Below are 17849 nucleotides of genomic sequence, written 5' to 3' on the forward strand. Positions count from 1 at the left end.
AAGCGTCGATCACCGGCCTTCCTGGTGGCGGGGGCAGCCACATGGTTCCCTCGCCATCAACCGGATCGACAGGGCTTGCTCCCTCACATTGACCTCTTCCTGCGGGAAAAGAGCAAGACAACGCTTTCATCGAAACTAGTCCTCGTCTTGGTCATTGGGTTCGCCAGACCATACGAGAGAATACGAGGGAAACGGGTTGGCGAACCACCCGCTGACATATTGATTTCCTGTCGAAAACGACAGCCTCAGTGGCTGGCATAATCGTTATTTGCCAATAGGTTACGAGGCAGTTCGCCGAAGTCGATTCAAGAACCCGATTCCGTCTCTCGCCCATCGAGTTTGTCTTCTGCCGAATACAGTTGGCGCCTCATCGCAATCGCTAAATTGGGCTGCTCGCCAGCTGGAAGCGGACACTCCAATTGGACTTTGGCCGCGGAAGGCTCTTGCCGGCGTTACAACACGTCGAAGTGCCCAGCGCCTTACGAGGACCGTGCTTTCCCTGAACCTGATTGCCAGTTCGACTATCTGGGCAGATCCGCAGGGCGGAAGAAATTCCAAACCGTGATGGAATAGTTGCCGGCCTAGCTCGGTAGATGCAGGTTGAGGGTGAGCTTCGACCGTGGCGGCTGCCTCCAGAGGCCACTGTCGGAACTGGGGAGCGAAGCAGGCATTGATGACACATGGCTATTCGACGCCTGCGCTTCGGGAGGAAAGCGCTCCCATCTGGCCCAGCGGTTGCGTCCCTGACCGCTGGGCCGATCCCGGGCGAAGGCTATGCGGAACGGATTGAGCGTGAACTTCGACGTCACACCCTATCTTGAAGATTTATGGCGTTACGCGCGGGTGCTCACGCGCGATGACTCGGATGCTGACGATCTGGTCCAGGAGGCGCTTGTGCGTGCCCTGTCATTGGCCAAGTCTTACGATAGTTCGCGTCCGCTCTTGCCCTGGCTGATCGCGATTGTTCGGAACACTTTCTTGTCCAGTGCCACCCGCATGGCAGCCGACCGGCAGCGCCTCGCCTCTTACGCTGATCTGTCCGATCGAACGTCGCCCCCCGCGCAAGAGCATTGTGCCGAACTAGTCGACGTTGAAAGAGCGCTCGCTGCGATGCCGGCGGAGCAGGCGGAAATCCTTCATCTGGTTGGCGTACTGGGCTTCACCTATTCGGAAGCCGCCGAGTTGCTGGGGGTGCCCACTGGGACGGTCATGTCCCGCCTGAGCCGGGCCCGATTTGCGCTGAAACACAGCGTTGAGGATGCAAGGGGCCAGGTGTCGGGTTCGTTGAAAATTGTGGGAGGCCGTGATGTGGCCGAATAGCCGGATTTCAGACGAAGAGATCAACCGGTTCCTCGACGGCGAGCTCTCCCCGTCGCAGCGATCCGACCTGCAAGCGCGCCTTGCGCAGGAGCCGGAACGGGCCGCCGAGGTGTTTGCACACGCGCAGCGCATGGAGGCTTTGCGCAGTGCTCAACCGCGTCGGGCGGTCCCACCACGCGCAACTGTGGAAAAGGCGAGACAGTTGGAGCGGGTGTTCCGCCGGAAGAAGCTGATAGCCGCCCTGAAACTGCAGGTCGCTGCTGTCGTCCTTATTGCAGCCGGATGGTCGGCCAACTCACTGACCGTGCCGCTTCGTCAAGGCGGCAAGACGGCCGATGAAACCTTCATCCTGGCCGCGAGAGACGCCTTGCGGGTAGCGCAGCTCAATACGGGGCCGGATAGGGGGAACGAGCCGAAGCAGGACAAGATTGAACGGTTGGTCGGTGCAGTCAACGTCAGCATGCCGACGTTGCCTTCGGTATGGGTCGTGAAGGACGTCCAGGTGCAGCCCTGGAACGGGCAGCAGAGTCTTGTAGTGACAGCCGACACGCCCAGCGTCGGTCGTATAACGCTCGTCGCGGCTCCCATGAACGGCGAGGACGCAGTTCCTCCGACCCCGGCCACTGACGGCAGGGTACCGACAGTTTACTGGCAATCGGGAGGTACGGCTTACGCCTTGATGGGGTCCGCCGCCCCTGACCGGCTCGAAGTGGAAGCAAAGCAAATCGAAGTCGCCACGCGCAGAAACGTTGCACCAAAGACAAGAGGCTAGTCAGCGCCGATGCCATCAGAAGGGAACCGAATGCACTCACGTTGCGACCGATGGCACTTGGCGTCAATCGTGTATCGCCGGAGCGGCCTTAATTGGCGCTGTGACCAATCGAACGCCGTTCGCCCGCCGGTAGAAAGCTCAGCAGCATGAACGTGCTGTCGTTCGAACGACGGTACTTTCCGTCCACCTGCCCGGTTTGCGCCGGCACGGCTCTTGAGGCCGAGGTCACTCTCCGCAAGGTGGAATTTCAATGTGCATCCTGCGGAGGTTTCGAAATTACGTCCGCAGCGCGCTTGGCAATGAGAGGTCTGTCGCAGGAAAACCGCACGGTGTGGTTGTCGCAAGCCAGGCAGCAGGGTTCCACGATCCCTGTGGTTGCCTGCGCAAATGAAACGCTTCGCCGAGCCGATCGCTCCGGAGGCCATGGCTAGGCTTCAGGGGAGTGCGACCGCGCGGGCACTTCCTGACGGCCCGGCATCCGGCTGGGGTGGTGCCGGGCCGTTCCCCTCTTGGCGCGAATTAACAAGCGTTCTGTCCTTGATCGTCAGACGGCCATGATGCGTAAGTTGGAAGAATACGAACAAATCGGCCTGATCGGTTATCCGGGAGACGGAGAGTATATAGCGGTCCTAGGGGACCGTGAGCGCCAGAACTGGCTACTCGGGCCTTGCTATTCGCGAATGGCTGGCGACGCGCGAAAGCGCGCGCTGTCCGGTCGAGGATCACGCACCATAACAACCTCTGGCGCCTGTGCGTTCGGATGTCCTTGAGTAGTCTCTTCAACTAGCGCTGAGCCTGGCCAATGCTTCACAGACACGCAAACGGTAGGCCCGCTCTGGACCTGTATGAGACAATCAACGTTCTGAAGCCGGTGGCCCCCGACCTGTGGATCGTCGACGGATCTGAGATCAGGTTCGGGCTGGGCTGGCTGAAATTCCCCTTCTCAACGCGCATGACGATCGTCCGGCTGCGAAGTGGGGAATTGGTCCTCCATTCACCGGTGGCATATTCCCCTGCGCTTCGGTCGGCGATCGAGATATTGGGACCAATCCGCTATCTGGTTGCGCCGAATTCGCTGCGCTATTGGTGGGTGCCTGACTGGAAAGCTGTTGTCCCCGCTGCAAAGATTCTGGCTGTACGCGGCCTCTCACGTCGAGCCAAGCGCCGGATCGATGTTGATACAATGCTGGTGGGTCGTCATTCGCCCTGGCCTGATGACGTCGACCTGCTTGTGGTGCGCGGGCGATATGCTGACGGAGGCCGTACTGTTTCACCGCAGCACCCGAACGTAATCCTCACCGATCTGATCGAGAACTTTGAGCCAAGTCGATTTCATAGCCGGCTTCTCGGACTTCTCGTGAAGCTCGCCGGCGCCGCCGATCCCGACGGCAAGGCTCCTATCGACATGCGATTGAGCTTCTTCGGGCGCCGCACCGCGCTGCGATTGGCGGTTTGTCAGATGCTTGACTGGGATCCGGAACGCGTCATCGTCTCGCACGGACGATGGTATGAGAAGGACGGAGCTTCCGAGCTGCGGCGGGCATTCCGATGGGCGCTCTGAGCCGCTCTGGCTCTCTTCTTAACGCCCTTTTGATGTGTCGCTCTGCCTATCCCTAGTTTCCGGCCTATGGACAAAACGGTAAGGATCGCACTCTTGATTGTCGCGCTGGCTGCGGCCGCCATCATCTTGGCCGTCTGGCTTTTCGAACCCCCTGATTGCGAAGGGCGGTTCTGAAACCGCTAAACTCGGATGAATTCAACGGCAAGCACAAAGGGATCAATGATCCGCGGCCTCGGCCCTATCTGCCGATGTCGTTCGTAGCGCTGCAGGACGCGGAGTTTGAAAATGCCTTCGGCCGCGTCTGGCTAGGCGTTCATTGGCGGCAGGACGGCGAGGACGGCATTCACCTTGGCAATAAGGTGGGCGACTGGGCCTTCCAAAACGGCTTTGCAGAGATTTAGGCTATTAGCGCGTTCCCTGGGCATCTGCTTCGCCCTGCCGCGCCGCGCCTACACTAGTACCTTGGCGGCCGCGTCTCGGGCGCGGCCCCTGCGCTCAGTCCTTCAGCCTTACATCTTGGCAGCGACCCTCCTGTTGAAGCCATCCAGGATCTGCTCGGCCAAGCGAGCATAGTTACCATCAAAGTGATGGCCGCCGGTTGTCTTGATCACCTCGACGCCTCGCGAGGAGAGCGCCTGACAAAAAGTGTCAGTCTCTTCATTTCCGTAGAAACATTGGAGCAACTTCGCAGGCACCTGCTCGATCGCCGGCGCGACCGGAACGGCCTCGGAGCTGGGGGCGGCGCCAAGCCACCCTGCGACCTGAATCTCCCAATCGGCCGCATTCGCGAACCCGAGCAGAGAGATTTGCGCGATGCGCTGTTTGATGCCTGTTGCGAGGTCGTTGTAGACGAAGGGAAGCACATCCGCGCCAAAGGAGTAGCCGACCAAGGCGACATCCTTGGCGTGCCATTTCTCGCCATATGCCTGTATGACCGCGGCAAGGTCGGCCGCCGTCTGCTCGGGCGATTTCTGTTTCCAGAAATAGCGCACGCTGTCCCAACCGACCACGGATACCCCACGCGACTGCAGCTCTTCGGCGATTGTCTTGTCTAGGTCGCGCCAGCCGCCATCGCCTGACAGAACGATCGCCAACAGCCCATTCGGGTTTGGCGCCGGCAGCTCGATCAGGGGAAGCGCCGAGACGCCGCTGGCGTAGCCCGCATTGAAATGCGGCTGGACAAGTGAGGTCACTGCATCCCTCGCGCTACCGGGGACGGACTGAACGCTCATCGGCATGCCGGCGCCTTGGAGCGAGGCAAAATAGGCGCGCGCGTCCTTCGGCTCGGCGGCCGTAAAACCTAGGTTCCAAAAACCCTGCAGGACCCTGGACGGTCCGTACGCAAAGCCGCCAGGTTGAGGAGACGAGGGCGCTCCTGCGCAAAGCGGGCGTTCGCTGGGGAGAACCACGCTCGGATCCACAGAGACAGCCCCTGCCACCGTGTTGATGGGAGCCTGCGCTAGAATGGCCCCTGCGAGCGTTCCGCCGGCATCGACGCCGGCCAGAATGGGAAAATGATACTGCAGGCCGCTGTGCTCACGTTGCAGCCGGCGGCTAAGTATCTCCACATCGCCCACGAGGTTATGGCAGGGCTCCTTTTCTTCCGAGAGCCTGGCCAAATAGGTTTTTGTGTCCACGCCGACCGCGAGTGCCCCCTGCCGCCCTAGCGCCGCAAGCGCCGCCTGGTTAGCGTCGCTCCATCCGTCCTGCCCCGAAAACAAGACGACGTATCCCTGGATCGGATCATCGGGAACCACAAGGTGGACATCCCCGTACCGCCCACCCTCGATCGCCAATGATGGCATCGGCGCCATGATCGCAGATGCTGCTGACAGCAGGATGGCAAGCTTATTCATTCGGCGCTCGTGCTCCTGAGCTTTTGAACCTGGCACCAATCAAGGCTGTGGCATCCGCGAGTACAACAAATGGGCTCAGCGTCCCGGACGCCGCCAGGTAGCGCGGTTCCCATACCGGATTGAATTTGCTCTTGAACGCTCTGAGGCCCTGGAAATTGTAGAGCCGGGTTCCATAGCGCCAGATCATCTCACCGAGCCTGTGCCATCGCGAAGATAGCGGGGCAGACGATACGCCGCTCAGCGGAGCTATGCCGAGGCTTAAGCAAGCGTAGCGCATATCCTTGAGCTCGAGGATGAGCTTCGTGAACAGGAACTCCATGGCGTAGGGCGATGCCGTGGTCGTGTGGCGCATAAGGCCTACCGAAGCTTCCTGCTGTGTCCCGGTCGCCATGACGGTAACGAACGCAACGGGAAGGTCATTCTGTCGAACGAGGGCGACCCATTGGGATCCCAGATATGAGGGTTCGAACGCGGCGATTGAGAATCCCTTTTCTCTGGTTCTGCGCGAACGCAACCATGCTGCCGAAATCTCGATCAAGGCATCCATGATTTCGGCGATCTGTCGGGGTGGCACAAGTTCGAACGTCAACCCATCGCGTTCGCCGCGCTTGAGCGAATAGCGAAGCTGGGCACTTGCTCTGCCCTTCATGTCGAAACCGGCGAGCCCTACACATGCCTCCTCGCCAAGCTTCATCACTGACAGGCCCGCGTCCAGATAGAACGGCAGGCTTTCAGGACGGATCTCGTAGAAGGCGGCGCGACCCCCATGGCTGGCGGCCAATGCAACAAATCTCTTGATTAATTCCGGCCATTCCTCGACCGGGCCTACCGGGTCGAAGAGCGCAATCCAGCTGCGGCCGCGCTTTCCATACATTATGAAAGCGTCTCCCGTTTTAGAGAACAGCAAGCTCTTGTCGCCCATGAGAGCCAGCATCGCCTGGCTCCTGGCTTGGGCACGAATGATCCGCGAAGCCTGTCCAAGCGCTATGAGGTCCGGATGAGGTGCGAGCCCCTTTGGCGGGCGAAGCAACTGCCAAAGGCCGATGACGATGGCAAGGATTGCGGCGCCCAGCAAGGCGCGCAGCGCCCTGGGGGCCTGCGCATCAAACTCAAACTGCCACCATAGGTCGCGCGCCGTGTAGTCGGCGTGCCGGAACGCCACGAGGAAGATCACGGCCGTTGCGAGGACGATAACGCCTACGGCGACGGCCCATCCCTGGGTAAAAGGCTGACCCAACATTGAAGCAGGTCGGTCAAACCGACGTTTGGTCGCGACCAGGAGGCTGATGACAATCGCCAGGAACCCGGCCTCTCCATAAGCGAGTCCTTTGGCCAGGGACAAACCGAGACTTGCGGTCGCCATCAAGAGCGCAAGCCACCAGGCACCATCACGTCGTTCAAACAGTCCACGAGCCAGGAAGAGAAACACAACGCCGGCCAGACTGCCCAGAAAATGAGAGGTTTCGACCACCCAAAGGGGCAGGCGCATCGAGAGGACCGCTAGTCTGTGACCGAAGGTCGGCGTTGCCCCGGACGTGAGCAGCATCACTCCTGTTGCAAACGCGATGACGCCCATGAAGCGGGGCGATAGTTGAGCGGCCGCCTCAATAAGCCGATCGTTGGCGGTGGGGATCCTCGTTCCTAAGGCAAGGCGGGTTTCGAATATTGCGAGTAGGGCCGCGGAAAGCACCAATGGCACCCCAAAGTATATCCCTCGGTACCCCAACAGCGCTGCCGCGATCTGATCGACGGGGGCATGTCCCGCAAACACCCAAAATACAGCAGCCTCAAATATTCCAATGCCGCCTGGCAGGTTGCTGACGGCCCCCAATGCGGTGGCAGCCGAGAAAATAGCGGCAAAGCTAAGGAAATTTATCGAAGCCCCCGGTAGAAGCACCCACAGAGCGGTTGCTGCTCCGAAGAGACGGATACCCGTCAGTCCAAGCTGCATGCCCGCGATCGCCTTGCTCGGGACAGCAAGGCTGAAGCTGCCCACGCGGACTGGTCCGCGCAAGCCAAACAGCAGGAGTATGATGGATCCAGCGAGCGCGCTCCCTGCCGCTACCTGCAATATGCCTGTCGGCCAGCCGAGAAGGTGCGAGACCGGCCCAGCTTCAATGAGTGTCGTCATGCCTCCGAAGCCAGCAAGGCCAAGGCCGAAGCCGCCAGCGACAAACAAAAGGAGCCGGGCAATATCCTCGGACCGAAGCCCGACGGCTCGGTAGATTCGATATCGAACGGCTGCGCCGGTAAGGGTGCCGAATCCGACTGCATTCCCAAGAGCTGTTCCACAAAAGCCGGCCACAAGGGGCGCGAGACGTGGCGTGCGAGCGCCGACGTAATAGACCGCACACACGTCGCGGCCGACCACGGCCGCCAAGCTTACCGCTGTCGCGAAGACCGACCAGCCTAGGGAAGCCGCCGGAAGGTGACTGAGCGTGTGCATAAGCGTATGATAATCGATGCTCTGGACCGTGCTGCCAAATGCCAGAACAAGAAGGGTCAGCGCGGCAAAGATCGTTGCTGAAAGGCCGAGGCGGCGCGCCTTGGCGCCGGATTGGGCGCCCAGGTGCGGAAGGTCCAACTGCACGTGGCTTGGCCTGGAATTGTTTTCCGCGGCGCTCGCACCACCGTCAGCTTGCGCGGTAAGCGACATTTTTACGCCCGTATCTCTTGTCGCTGGAACGAGACATAGGCGATGGTGAACAACACCAGAAGGGCCGCGATCATGCCAGCGAGTTGCGGCCAGATAAGCGCCACGCTGAGCGAGAAGGGCAGGGGCGCGCCCATCAGTGCCCCGCTCAATTGATCGGTAAAAAGCAGGCCAAGCGAGCGCGTTGCCGGATTGAGCAGGGCCAGCGTGGTCTCTCCGTAAAGGGTGTTGGGCGAGATGCGGGCAATGGCCTGCTGAACGTCGATCTGATGAACCGCCGTCATCGGATCGAGCGGGTCGATCGGCGCGACCGCGCCTGCGATCAGCGGTGCCAGCATCGGCCAAAAAACCGTGAACAGCAGCCACGCCGTGAGCGCGCAAAGCGCCGACGTTGCCGGCGATTTGACGATTGTGGAGAAGGCCATGGCCACCGCCAGCCAGACGCCGGCGTAAACGAAAGAGGCGAAGAGAAAAGCAAGGCCGCGGGCGATCTCCTCACCGCTGGGTGGCAGCCCCAGCAGCAGCATCCCCAGGCCAGTGACCAGCAGCCACAGAGCCAGCAGGCAGATGGCGATGACCAGTAGCCCGCCCAGGAACTTGCCCGTAAGAAGTGCGTCGCGATAGATCGGCTGCGAGAGGATACGCGACAGCGTGCGGCGATTGTATTCGCCATTGATGGCGTCGAAGCCAAGCGCGATAGCGACCAGAGGCACCAGGAAGCCGAGGAAGAACACGAAGGACGGCAATGGTTGCTGCGCAGTGGTGAACAGGCGCAGGAACAGGAACTGGTCCTCACCGATTGTGGCCTTGATCTGGCCGATCGCGGCATAGACCGAGCCGATCGCCGTGAGCAGCACCAGAACCATCACCAGATGGATGCGGATGCTGTTCATATGATCGGCCGCTTCCTTGAGCGCGATCGTCGACAGCCCTGCAAATGGCGAGCCTTCACGCCGCGACATCATGGTTCTCTCCTTCGAAGAAGCGGACATAGACTTCGTCGAGCGTAGCCTGACGGATGGTCATGGAACGAAGGGCGCCGTCGGCTTTAACGACATGGCGAGCGATATCGGCCCTGACATCGGCGTCGGCATCGACACGCCAGCGTCCCTTCTTGAGAGGCCTCAGGCCCGATATGTGCGGGACCCCGGCAAGCACCTTCGACAGATCAGTGTTTTCGACTTCAACCTCGACCGTGTGCGTGCTGCCGAGGATGTCCGAGGTGAGATCCTCGACCCGGCCGATGAGGCCGACTTGGCCCTTGCGGAACAGCGCGACCCTGCTGCAGATCGTCTGCATCATCGCGAGCTGATGGGACGAGAGCACGAACGTCACGCCCTCGTCCGCCAACTCACGGATCAACTCCAACAGTTCCTGTGTCGCTTGCGGATCAAGGCCGGACGTCGGCTCGTCAAGAATGGCGATCTCGGCTTGTTTGACCAGCACCTCGGCTAGCCCGAGCCGCTGGCGCATGCCGCGTGAGAAGGTCGCGACGCGGCGATCGGCGACCTCTGCAAGCCGCACTCGCCTCAAGGCGCCAGCGATGCGCCCGTCAGCCTCGCCGGTCACCAAACCCGCAAGCCTTGCCGTGTAGGCGAGATTTTCCCATGCGGTCAGATGATCATAGAAACCGATCTGGTCCGGCAGGTAACCGACCTGACGCTTGACTGTCAGCGGTTGGCGCAACGGATCGAGTCCCAGAACGCGGATCGAGCCGGCGGTTGGTTCCGTGAGACCGAGAAGCAAGAGGATCGTGGTGGTCTTTCCCGAACCATTCGGACCGAGCAGGCCGAACACTTCGCCCTTCTCGATGGTGAGATCGATGCCGTCGACCGCCGGAAATCGACCGTAGCGCTTGAGAAGGCCGTGCGCTTCGATGACCGGGCTCATCGCCGTCCATACCGCGTTATGGCAAAAGCGAGCATCAAGGCGGAAGCGCCGATCACGCCAAGGCCGGTCACGCCCCACAGAGTGGATGTCCGCACCGTCACGCGGAAATCGGCATTGTCGGATGCGCCGTCACCGTTTGCTCGGACCGAGACCATATAGTCGCCGGCGATCGCCTGCGTGGAAGGCGTCATCGAGACGCCGACGTCGGATGTCCCGCCCGGTGCGATCTCATCCACCTTCTCGGGATTGAACGCAACCTTCCAGCCGGATGGCGGGCTCGCCGAAAGCTTGACGTCGCGGGCCGGGGCCGAGCCGCTGTTCGAAAGGGTGAATGTGAAGGTGCGCTCCTGACCCGCCGTGGCATCGCCGGACAGCCGGCCCTGCGGACCTGCAAGAGACACCGACGGCCTGCCCGTGATGTCGAGCAGCAGTTTGGTGTCGGCGCTGGCGTTGCCGCCGCTTGCGGCGACGGCCACTGGATACTGACCCGCCTGGGCGTTGTCCGGCGGCTGGACGCTGACCGAGAGCGTTTTCGATTCCCCCGCCTTTAGCGGCAGGCTGGTCAGTTCCTGAGAGCCATAGCCCTGCTTGAAGGTCACCTGGAAGCCGGGCGGCGCCTTCGAGAGCAGGTTGACGGTCGAATCCTCCTGGCCATCGTTGTTGATATCGACCTGGAAGTCGAAAGCCGATTTGGCGGTGCCGCGCAGCGCCGGGAGCTTGGGCTCCAGCGTCAGCTTCGCCGGCTCCGTCTTGGCGAGCGTCATCTCCATCGGCAATTTCAGAGCGTCCGTGGAGGCCTTGCCGGACACGGCGAAGTTCACGGCTTTGCCGACGTCACCCGTCGGCGGGGTGAGCTTCAGCGTGAGATCCACGGTACTGTCGGCTCCGGCTATCGCAGCACCGACGGGTTTGCCACCGCCGTCGATCTCCCATTTCCAGCCAGTCGGCAGCCCATCGATTCCGAGCTCCACCCGTTGAGGCGGCAGTCCGCGGTTGGCCAGCCTCAAGGGCACGCTGACGCTCTTGCCGGCCTGGGCCGAGAATTCCGGATACGGGGTGGTCAGCCACAAGCCGGTCGGCGCCGGGCTCGCCACACTCGCGGCGGTCTGCGCGTATGCCTGATGTGCGGTTGATGCGAGGCCGACTGCTATCAGGGCTGTGGCGAGATAGATCGGGTGTGAAAAGGGCGCACGAATACGCGCAGGAATCATGGATACCTCCCGCTCTCATATGAAAATTATCGTGGTCTTGCAAAGCTTTGGCGACTTTGCGCTGGAAGGATGGGGAGCCTCCAATGTGGCGCGAGTTGGGCGACTTTCACCTGGTCGCTCCACGTTCACGAATTTGTTCCTTATTGTAATTGTGCGTGATTGCGACCGCTGTCGATCTCGGACAGAACAGGGCCGCCCCATGGGAATGACAGGGACGTTGCGCAACCGTCGCGCTATTTTCCCTTCCCTCGCCAATCCTCCACCAGCGAGAAGAGGAACGAGCCTGACCAGGTCAGGAGCAGCAGTCCGTTCAACGGTGCTATGGACGTGACGAGTCGCATCTCGCCGATCGGTATGACGTTGTTGTAGCCGAGAGAGGCGTAGGCCTCTGCCGCATAGTAGAAATAGTCCATGTTCGACGGGAAGGCCTTGCCGTCGAAATCGCCGAGAGCAAGCGTGCGGTCCGCGAGGTGAAAGATTGCGGCGTAGATCCCGATTTCCAGAAGGTGAAGGCCGACCAGTCCGCAAATGACAAAGAGCAGCGCCGGGTAGGCTCCAGCCGACTTGCGGGCCAACCTGTCGAGACGCTGTATTGCCTCATAGTGCAAGGCGGACGACCCCATGACCGCGACAAAGGTCAAGGTAATGGCGATCAGCATATTCATGGGATCTGTCTGGCAGCGATTTGGATAGCTCGCGGAAACCGCTTTTGAGCTTGTCGAAGTTCGCCATGATTGCGCGCAAATGGGCTGAACGATGGCGAGGCGTTCTGCGAGCCGAAATACTCGTCCGCAGATTGCGCTTCGCGGCCAATTCATTGCATTTCTTGCACCTGTGAGAGCATACTAGCCACTGCGTTCCTCGTGCGAGGGATTGGCTGATGCGTGTAGGCACCAGAAGCGTTCCGATCGAATACTACATTCTTCAGATTGCCGCACCGGCCACTCCGCAATCTGAGAGGGGAAGTGTTGTTGTCGGCTATCTTGCCGATAGACCCATCTTCTCCACCGTCGTGGATTCTACAGGCATCCGCTACCGCGACGTTGGCCTGGCGTCACGACTGCCGGATGGGCGCTACGATGTCCAAGCGCTCTTTCCCGGTGAATGGATCGTCGAACCGGGGCTGATCTACAGATCGCAAGCCGCATCATGTAGCATCAGGAGAAGCGCTGGCAGATTGGCAGGCCTAGCGTCAGCTTTGCATATTTGGACGCGGCGGTGATGACGGGCGATCTCTGGGCCTTGCTTGCGGCCTTATTGCTTGCGAGCGTCCAGCTCACAATCGCCAGCGTTCTAACGCTGCGTCAGCTTGGGGGAGTTTGGGTCGCGGGACCGCGTGATGAACAGCGTCAGGTAACTGGCATCAGCGGCCGCTTCGTTCGAGCTCATCACAACCTCCTTGAGATCTTTCCGCAGTTCGTCGCCGCGCTGTTTCTGGCTCACGCAGCTCATGCGGCAGGTTCGCTCTCTGTCGTTGGAGCTTGGCTCTTCGTCATCGCCCGGCTCGTTTACGTTCCCGCATACGCCTTCGCTCCCGCGGGCGTGCGGCCTATATGTTGGGTCGCCGCATGGGTCGGCATCGTTTTCATCGTCGCCGACGTGTTTGTTTGATCGAGCCCACGAAATCGGTTGCCTCATCAGATCCGGCGGTACTGACAGCATCTACATTCAACGTCGTGCTTGGCCCGGCTGCGATTTGTCATCGTCAGATCGGGAGGGATGGCCATCGATAATCAGGTAGCCGTGCGGCATCGGTAATTTCCTTCCCAATCGCCAGGCGCGCCAGACCAGGCACGGCGAATGCATTTGTAACTAGGTTGCGGAACAGCAGCCCGAACTGTGTCCGAGGTGCCAACGCGGCCGCGAACCGCGCTGCGCCTTGCTGCTTTGTACGGATGTAGTCCCGCAAGAAGGTTTCGTAACGGAAAAAGGCCTCCTGATGCCGTCCGTCAGCTTTCAACAGCTCGCCCGCCAGCACGTAGGCGGAAATCATCGCCAGGGCTGAACCCTGTCCCGCCAGAAGGGAAACGCAAAATGCGGCATCACCGGTAAGGGCTAGGCGGCCTCGAGACCAGGTGTTCATCATGACCTGGCTGACGCTATCGAAATAGAGTTCCGCCGTACGGTCCAGTTCCGCGAGAATGCGAGGACATTCCCACCTGCCATCTTTGTATTTTTTCCGCAGCATTGCCTTTTGCTGGCCCAGCGCGGTTGGCAAAGGGTCGCGATCGACGGTAAAGACGAACAGGAAAAGCGTGCGGTTGTGATGCATAGTGAAGCGGCCGACCATCCGTCCCGGCTGCCCATACATCAGATAGACGTCCTCATCGCGTGGCCTATAGCCTTCGACCTCGAATGCCGCGACCGCGTAGCCGAGTTTCTTCTCGAACTGATCCTGAGGCCCGAACGCCAGCCGCCGAACGCCCGAATGCAAGCCATCGGCGCCGATCACCAAATCGAATGCGCGCTCATCTCCATTTTTCAATAGAACGCAGACGCCTTCCGCCTGTTCGTCGAGCCCTGTGATTTCATTGTCGAAAAAGACCTCAGTTGTGTCTTTGATTTTTTCGAAGAGCAGACGCGACAGGTCGCTTCGTCCGAGCGTCACGTAGCGGTTGTTGGTCAACTCGCCAAAGACGTTCGTGCCAAAGCCTGCGACGCGCTTTCCGCTGCCGTTGACGATGCACATCTCGCGGACATGGTATCCAACGTGATTGATGTCTGCCTCGAGGCCCATCTTCTCTGCGATCCAATAGCCAAGACCCCAGAAATCGATGACGTAACCTCCGGTTCGCAGACGAGGCGCCTGTTCGATCAAGGTCGGCTGGAACCCGCCGGCCTTGAGCCAAAAGGCAAGTGTAGGTCCCGCTATCCCTCCACCGGAAATCAGCACGGTTCGGTTGGCCATGTTGAATTGCGCCATCGCCTACAACACTTCGCCGGGATATACGCCCCACAAGCGGACTTGTTTGATGAAGCCGTTGGTTGAGCCCGACGTCGCCGCGCACCATTGCCCGTCGCACCGCTTCAGTTTGACTTCGACGCGAGGGGCAAGCCAAGCGGTTATGGAGCTATCGATCGTCGGCCTCGTGCGCAGCGGAACATTGTCATTGTTCCAGGGCGCGACGATGCCGGTCCTTTTCCCAGACAGGAGTGACCCATAGATCCATCCGCTGGTCCCCTCCCAATCCCTTACCCGACGCCAATTGCCATATTGCTGGTAGATCTCGAGGGGGATCCCCGGCCGCACAAAGATCCATTCAATATCGAAGCTGGCCCCCGGCCCAACCCGCAGATTTGCGGTCGACGCTTTCAACGAGACAAAGCGAGGCAGGGGCAGAGGTCCGACCTCCGCGCGCAGCCCTGTGGTCGTTGCCGGCGTCGCGAGCAATGAGGCTGTAAGAACGGCACTGGCCAACATAATATACAAGTGACGCCTGACGGTTCTGCGGGCGGTGAAAAAGCCAATCGCGGCTTCGGATTTCATGGGCATCCACCCGCGAACATGGTGAGAGGCATCGCTCCGCGTGAGAACTGAGTCGGTAGAAGTCCCCATGGAAAAAGGGACATTGCTACAGCCACGCACCTGTCTCCGAGGATACGGGTGTTCGATTGCAGCATTCTATTCTACGAGCATGTGGGCTTCTCGGGCCGCGTCGACCAATGCGTCCCGGGCGACATCAGCTCCAATGCCACCGTTCATGGCCTGGCGGCAGGCACGCAACGCGGCCTGATGCTTCTGACTTCCCGCGCTGCGCCAGTGCTTGGTCAACAAGTCGACCGCTTGATTGGCGTTGGAGAGATTCTTAATATCGCCAGATATGCCGGTCGCCACCGGCACCGGCCGTGAAAACCATGCTTCATACATGCCTGCGCCTCCATCATGAATAGCCAGCGAACACTCGTCTCGCCGCGCTGACATCAACGCCATTCAGCTCTTAGTGTTCTCCTGAGCCGCGCTATTCGCCGGGATCGTGTCCATCGCTGACAATTTATCCGCACATAGATCCGCGGCACCGGGCACATCCCTCTTTAAACCAGCCAGTTTCACCCACCCGCCATCGCTGATGAAGCTGTCCCTCTGATAGGAAGACGTTCCCTTCAGCTTGGCCAGGTTATCGCTGGCGTTCGACGCGGTGATGAACTTCTCGACACACAGATTGGCTGCCAGCTCAGCCTTGGCCTTGATGGCGGAAGTCTTTGCCATTTCTGCCGCTGTGCCCGCAGTGATCCAACCGCCGGCCGTGAAGCCGACAATCATCGTCAGCACCACGGCGCCTGCTACCGACCAAAACCAGAGTGTTTTTGAGGGCTGATATTCGTCGAACCGTTGCGAAAGTGACTGATCAGCGGCCATTGTTTCCTCCCTTTTCAGGTATGCTGCTTGTTTTTTCAGGTTGATTTGCTTTTCCAGCCGACAGCGGCCGGTCGATCGACATGATTGAGGCCATCTCTGCAGGGGTGACCCAGTCGAAGAGACGAGACAAAGGAAGGCCGGGTCCGATCGGCAGAATTTTCGGTCGCGACCATGCTGGCGCCGATACCCGAACGCTCGCACTCCTCACCCGCACTCTAGCGGCTGAGAGGCTGTGCTTGAGCGCCCGGAAATTCTCCAAAATAATGAGTGCGGACAAACTTCACCTCGATGCTGCATATACCAAACTGGGTCGGAAACTATTCCAGCCAGTCGCAATCATGTGATCGCTACGGTGCCGAGGTGGTCACTTCCATGAAGGCAAGAACCTTTGCGGTCGGGTTCTGAGGCCGAGTTTGAAGCGGCTTGTTTTCCGGGGTGGCATGATTATGTGATTGGCTCGGCGTGTGCTGCGTGCGCCCGGATCTCGGTCCGACTACGGAGAACGATAGAACCGTTTTTCATAGGGGGCGTGGCGATGCGAAAGCTGAAATCGATCCTGCGCGAATTCCTCGACGGCGAGGCCGCTGGCGACATCATCCTGATGGTGGCTGCAGCCCTTGCGCTGATCGTCGCCAACTCGCCTTTGGCCACAACCTATTTCGCCGTCCTGCACGCCTATCTCGGACCGCTCAGCGTCTCGCACTGGATCAATGACGGGCTGATGGCGGTGTTCTTCCTGCTGGTCGGGCTGGAGATCAAGCGCGAGATGCTGGATGGTCAGCTCTCGACCTGGCCGCGCCGGGTGCTGCCCGGCATCGCCGCCGCCGGCGGCATGCTGGTTCCGGCGCTGGTCTACGTCGCCGTCAATCGCGACAACACGGCCGCGCTTTCCGGCTGGGCGATCCCGACCGCCACCGACATCGCCTTCGCGCTCGGCGTGCTTTCGCTGCTCGGCAGCCGCGTGCCGGCCTCGCTGAAGGTCTTCCTCACCGCTCTCGCCATCATCGACGACCTCGGCGCCGTCATCATCATCGCGCTGTTCTACACCAGCGGCCTGTCGCTCGCCTATCTGGCCGCCGCCTTTGTCGTCATCGCCTTGCTGGTCGTGCTCAACCGCATGCGGGCCATGAAGCTCTGGCCGTATCTGCTGCTCGGCGCGCTGCTGTGGGTGCTGGTGCTGAAGTCGGGCGTGCACGCCACGCTCGCCGGTGTGGCGCTGGCGCTCACCATCCCGCTCGAACGCTCTCCGGGCATCAGCCACGATCTCGAGCATTCGCCGCTGCACCGGCTGGAACACGGCCTGCACAAGCTCGTGCCCTTCCTCGTCATCCCGATCTTCGGCTTCGCCAATGCCGGCGTCTCGCTCGGCGGCCTGAGCTTTGCGGCCCTTGTCGAGCCGCTGACGCTCGGCGTCGCCCGGCCTGGTGCTCGGCAAGCTGGTCGGCGTCTTCGGCTCCTCGGCTCTGGCCATAAGGTTCGGCCTCGCCGACCTGCCGGTCAATGCCGGCTGGATGCATATGGTGGGCATTTCGCTGCTCTGCGGCATCGGCTTCACCATGAGCCTGTTCATCGGCCTGCTTGCCTTCGCCGGCAACGCGGCGCTGCAGGATGCGGTCAAGGTCGGTATCCTCGCGGGCTCGCTGGTCGCAGCGCTACTCGGCTCGGCTGTCCTATTGTCAATCTCAGCACCGAGACCGCGATGCTCATCTCACCTCTCTTAGAGCCGTGGCTCAATGTCGCCCGCGCCGAAAACTAATCCTTTTGCTGGTCTTTAGGTTCGCCAGACTATACGAGAGAATACGGGGAAATGGGTTGGCGAACCACGCGCTAACGTATTGATTTCCGGTCGAAAACGATGACCCTCAGCGACTAACACAATCGTTGTTTATCGATAGGTTACGAAGCAGTTCGCCGAAGTCGATTCAAGAAGTTGATCCAGCCACTTACCAATCGCATTAATTTTCTACCGATGGCAACTCTCGCCTCAAACTTGGCCATAAAGTTCAGCTTAACGGCTTGCTAAGAGTCGACGTCGGAGATCGCAATTATACCCTTACGTGGCCTTACAAACGCTTACGTGCGCGTCAAAGTCGAGAGCTGATCTGTGTCGTAGCGTTTCGCAGATCGGCGAGTGCTTTTGCATCCGGGGCACCCTGCGCCGCGAGTTTTGCGAACTCTTCGAAATAATTCTCGTGGCCAGGCGGAGAAAACGGGCCTCGTTCAACCGGC

General features: G+C 60.4%; 15 protein-coding genes and 2 pseudogenes. 6 read left to right on the top strand and 11 right to left on the bottom strand.

Features of this window, described 5'->3' with window-relative positions:
* The first annotated feature begins 792 nt into the window (after positions 1-792).
* The 4 genes from FJ424_RS10850 (at position 793) to FJ424_RS10865 (ending at position 4054) form a co-directional block, all read left to right on the top strand.
* The gene (locus FJ424_RS10850; RefSeq protein ID WP_246677209.1) at positions 793-1320 is read left to right on the top strand and encodes a sigma-70 family RNA polymerase sigma factor; all 528 of its coding nucleotides are present in this window, start codon (positions 793-795) and stop codon (positions 1318-1320) included.
* Positions 1307-2092: a hypothetical protein gene (locus FJ424_RS10855; protein WP_140655754.1), complete on the top strand. Its 786-nt coding sequence runs from the start codon at positions 1307-1309 to the stop codon at positions 2090-2092. Before FJ424_RS10850 ends, FJ424_RS10855 begins: the two co-directional genes overlap by 14 nt.
* A gap of 802 nt (positions 2093-2894) precedes the next feature.
* On the top strand, positions 2895-3653 hold the full coding sequence (locus tag FJ424_RS10860) for a DUF4336 domain-containing protein (protein WP_210239407.1): 759 nt from the start codon (positions 2895-2897) through the stop codon (positions 3651-3653).
* A 155-nt stretch (positions 3654-3808) separates the two neighbouring features.
* Positions 3809-4054: a hypothetical protein gene (locus FJ424_RS10865; protein ID WP_140655756.1), complete on the top strand. Its 246-nt coding sequence runs from the start codon at positions 3809-3811 to the stop codon at positions 4052-4054.
* 108 nt (positions 4055-4162) lie between these two features.
* Here FJ424_RS10865 and FJ424_RS10870 read toward each other — a convergent pair whose 3' ends face one another.
* The 6 genes from FJ424_RS10870 to FJ424_RS10895 all read right to left on the bottom strand — a co-directional run bounded on the left by FJ424_RS10870 (position 4163) and on the right by FJ424_RS10895 (position 11928).
* Positions 4163-5509: an AcvB/VirJ family lysyl-phosphatidylglycerol hydrolase gene (locus FJ424_RS10870; protein WP_140655759.1), complete on the bottom strand. Its 1347-nt coding sequence runs from the start codon at positions 5507-5509 to the stop codon at positions 4163-4165.
* Positions 5502-8165: a bifunctional lysylphosphatidylglycerol flippase/synthetase MprF gene (gene mprF, locus FJ424_RS10875; RefSeq protein WP_246677210.1), complete on the bottom strand. Its 2664-nt coding sequence runs from the start codon at positions 8163-8165 to the stop codon at positions 5502-5504. Before mprF ends, FJ424_RS10870 begins: the two co-directional genes overlap by 8 nt.
* A 2-nt stretch (positions 8166-8167) precedes the next feature.
* Complete coding sequence (locus FJ424_RS10880; protein ID WP_140655762.1) at positions 8168-9127, bottom strand: ABC transporter permease; 960 nt, start codon at positions 9125-9127, stop codon at positions 8168-8170.
* Positions 9111-10052, bottom strand: coding sequence for an ABC transporter ATP-binding protein (locus FJ424_RS10885; protein WP_140655764.1), 942 nt, complete (start codon positions 10050-10052; stop codon positions 9111-9113). Before FJ424_RS10885 ends, FJ424_RS10880 begins: the two co-directional genes overlap by 17 nt.
* Positions 10049-11263, bottom strand: a complete 1215-nt coding sequence (locus tag FJ424_RS10890) for an NEW3 domain-containing protein (protein ID WP_140655767.1) — start codon at positions 11261-11263, stop codon at positions 10049-10051. Before FJ424_RS10890 ends, FJ424_RS10885 begins: the two co-directional genes overlap by 4 nt.
* Before the next feature lie 233 nt (positions 11264-11496).
* Positions 11497-11928 carry an ion channel gene (locus FJ424_RS10895; RefSeq protein ID WP_140655770.1) on the bottom strand — a complete coding sequence of 144 codons (432 nt, stop codon included), beginning with the start codon at positions 11926-11928 and terminating at the stop codon, positions 11497-11499.
* Positions 11929-12484: 556 nt separating this feature from the next.
* On the opposite strand from FJ424_RS10895, the gene FJ424_RS10905 reads away from it, so the two are divergent.
* On the top strand, positions 12485-12874 hold the full coding sequence (locus FJ424_RS10905; protein WP_140655773.1) for an MAPEG family protein: 390 nt from the start codon (positions 12485-12487) through the stop codon (positions 12872-12874).
* Positions 12875-12968: 94 nt separating this feature from the next.
* Here the strand turns inward: FJ424_RS10905 and FJ424_RS10910 are convergent, their stop codons facing one another.
* The 4 genes from FJ424_RS10910 to FJ424_RS10925 form a co-directional block, all read right to left on the bottom strand.
* A complete protein-coding gene (locus FJ424_RS10910) occupies positions 12969-14186 on the bottom strand; it encodes an FAD-binding domain (protein WP_246677211.1) in 1218 nt (405 codons plus the stop codon).
* A gap of 3 nt (positions 14187-14189) precedes the next feature.
* The gene (locus FJ424_RS10915) at positions 14190-14750 is read right to left on the bottom strand and encodes an SH3 domain-containing protein (protein ID WP_140655775.1); all 561 of its coding nucleotides are present in this window, start codon (positions 14748-14750) and stop codon (positions 14190-14192) included.
* Between the two features lie 135 nt (positions 14751-14885).
* Positions 14886-15131: a DUF982 domain-containing protein gene (locus FJ424_RS10920; protein WP_140655778.1), complete on the bottom strand. Its 246-nt coding sequence runs from the start codon at positions 15129-15131 to the stop codon at positions 14886-14888.
* Between the two features lie 63 nt (positions 15132-15194).
* Positions 15195-15620, bottom strand: a complete 426-nt coding sequence (locus tag FJ424_RS10925; protein WP_140655781.1) for a hypothetical protein — start codon at positions 15618-15620, stop codon at positions 15195-15197.
* Positions 15621-16155: 535 nt separating this feature from the next.
* On the opposite strand from FJ424_RS10925, the pseudogene nhaA reads away from it, so the two are divergent.
* Positions 16156-17341, top strand: a pseudogene (gene nhaA, locus FJ424_RS10930) (Na+/H+ antiporter NhaA).
* Positions 17342-17693: 352 nt separating this feature from the next.
* Here nhaA and FJ424_RS33995 read toward each other — a convergent pair.
* Positions 17694-17827, bottom strand: a pseudogene (locus FJ424_RS33995) (cupin domain-containing protein); the annotation flags it as partial.
* Between the last annotated feature and the right edge of the window lie 22 nt (positions 17828-17849).

This window comes from Mesorhizobium sp. B3-1-8, from assembly GCF_006439495.1.
Classification (GTDB): domain Bacteria; phylum Pseudomonadota; class Alphaproteobacteria; order Rhizobiales; family Rhizobiaceae; genus Mesorhizobium.

Excerpts from the sequence above, each read along its gene's own strand:
- FJ424_RS10855 (WP_140655754.1), top strand. The coding sequence starts at position 1,307 with ATGTGGCCGAATAGCCGGATTTCAGACGAAGAGATCAACCGGTTCCTC.
- FJ424_RS10860 (WP_210239407.1), top strand. The coding sequence starts at position 2,895 with ATGCTTCACAGACACGCAAACGGTAGGCCCGCTCTGGACCTGTATGAG.
- FJ424_RS10870 (WP_140655759.1), bottom strand. The coding sequence starts at position 5,509 with ATGAATAAGCTTGCCATCCTGCTGTCAGCAGCATCTGCGATCATGGCG.
- mprF (WP_246677210.1), bottom strand. The coding sequence starts at position 8,165 with ATGTCGCTTACCGCGCAAGCTGACGGTGGTGCGAGCGCCGCGGAAAAC.
- FJ424_RS10880 (WP_140655762.1), bottom strand. The coding sequence starts at position 9,127 with ATGATGTCGCGGCGTGAAGGCTCGCCATTTGCAGGGCTGTCGACGATC.
- FJ424_RS10885 (WP_140655764.1), bottom strand. The coding sequence starts at position 10,052 with ATGAGCCCGGTCATCGAAGCGCACGGCCTTCTCAAGCGCTACGGTCGA.
- FJ424_RS10890 (WP_140655767.1), bottom strand. The coding sequence starts at position 11,263 with ATGATTCCTGCGCGTATTCGTGCGCCCTTTTCACACCCGATCTATCTC.
- FJ424_RS10895 (WP_140655770.1), bottom strand. The coding sequence starts at position 11,928 with ATGAATATGCTGATCGCCATTACCTTGACCTTTGTCGCGGTCATGGGG.
- FJ424_RS10905 (WP_140655773.1), top strand. The coding sequence starts at position 12,485 with ATGACGGGCGATCTCTGGGCCTTGCTTGCGGCCTTATTGCTTGCGAGC.
- FJ424_RS10910 (WP_246677211.1), bottom strand. The coding sequence starts at position 14,186 with ATGGCGCAATTCAACATGGCCAACCGAACCGTGCTGATTTCCGGTGGA.
- FJ424_RS10915 (WP_140655775.1), bottom strand. The coding sequence starts at position 14,750 with ATGAAATCCGAAGCCGCGATTGGCTTTTTCACCGCCCGCAGAACCGTC.
- FJ424_RS10920 (WP_140655778.1), bottom strand. The coding sequence starts at position 15,131 with ATGTATGAAGCATGGTTTTCACGGCCGGTGCCGGTGGCGACCGGCATA.
- FJ424_RS10925 (WP_140655781.1), bottom strand. The coding sequence starts at position 15,620 with ATGGCCGCTGATCAGTCACTTTCGCAACGGTTCGACGAATATCAGCCC.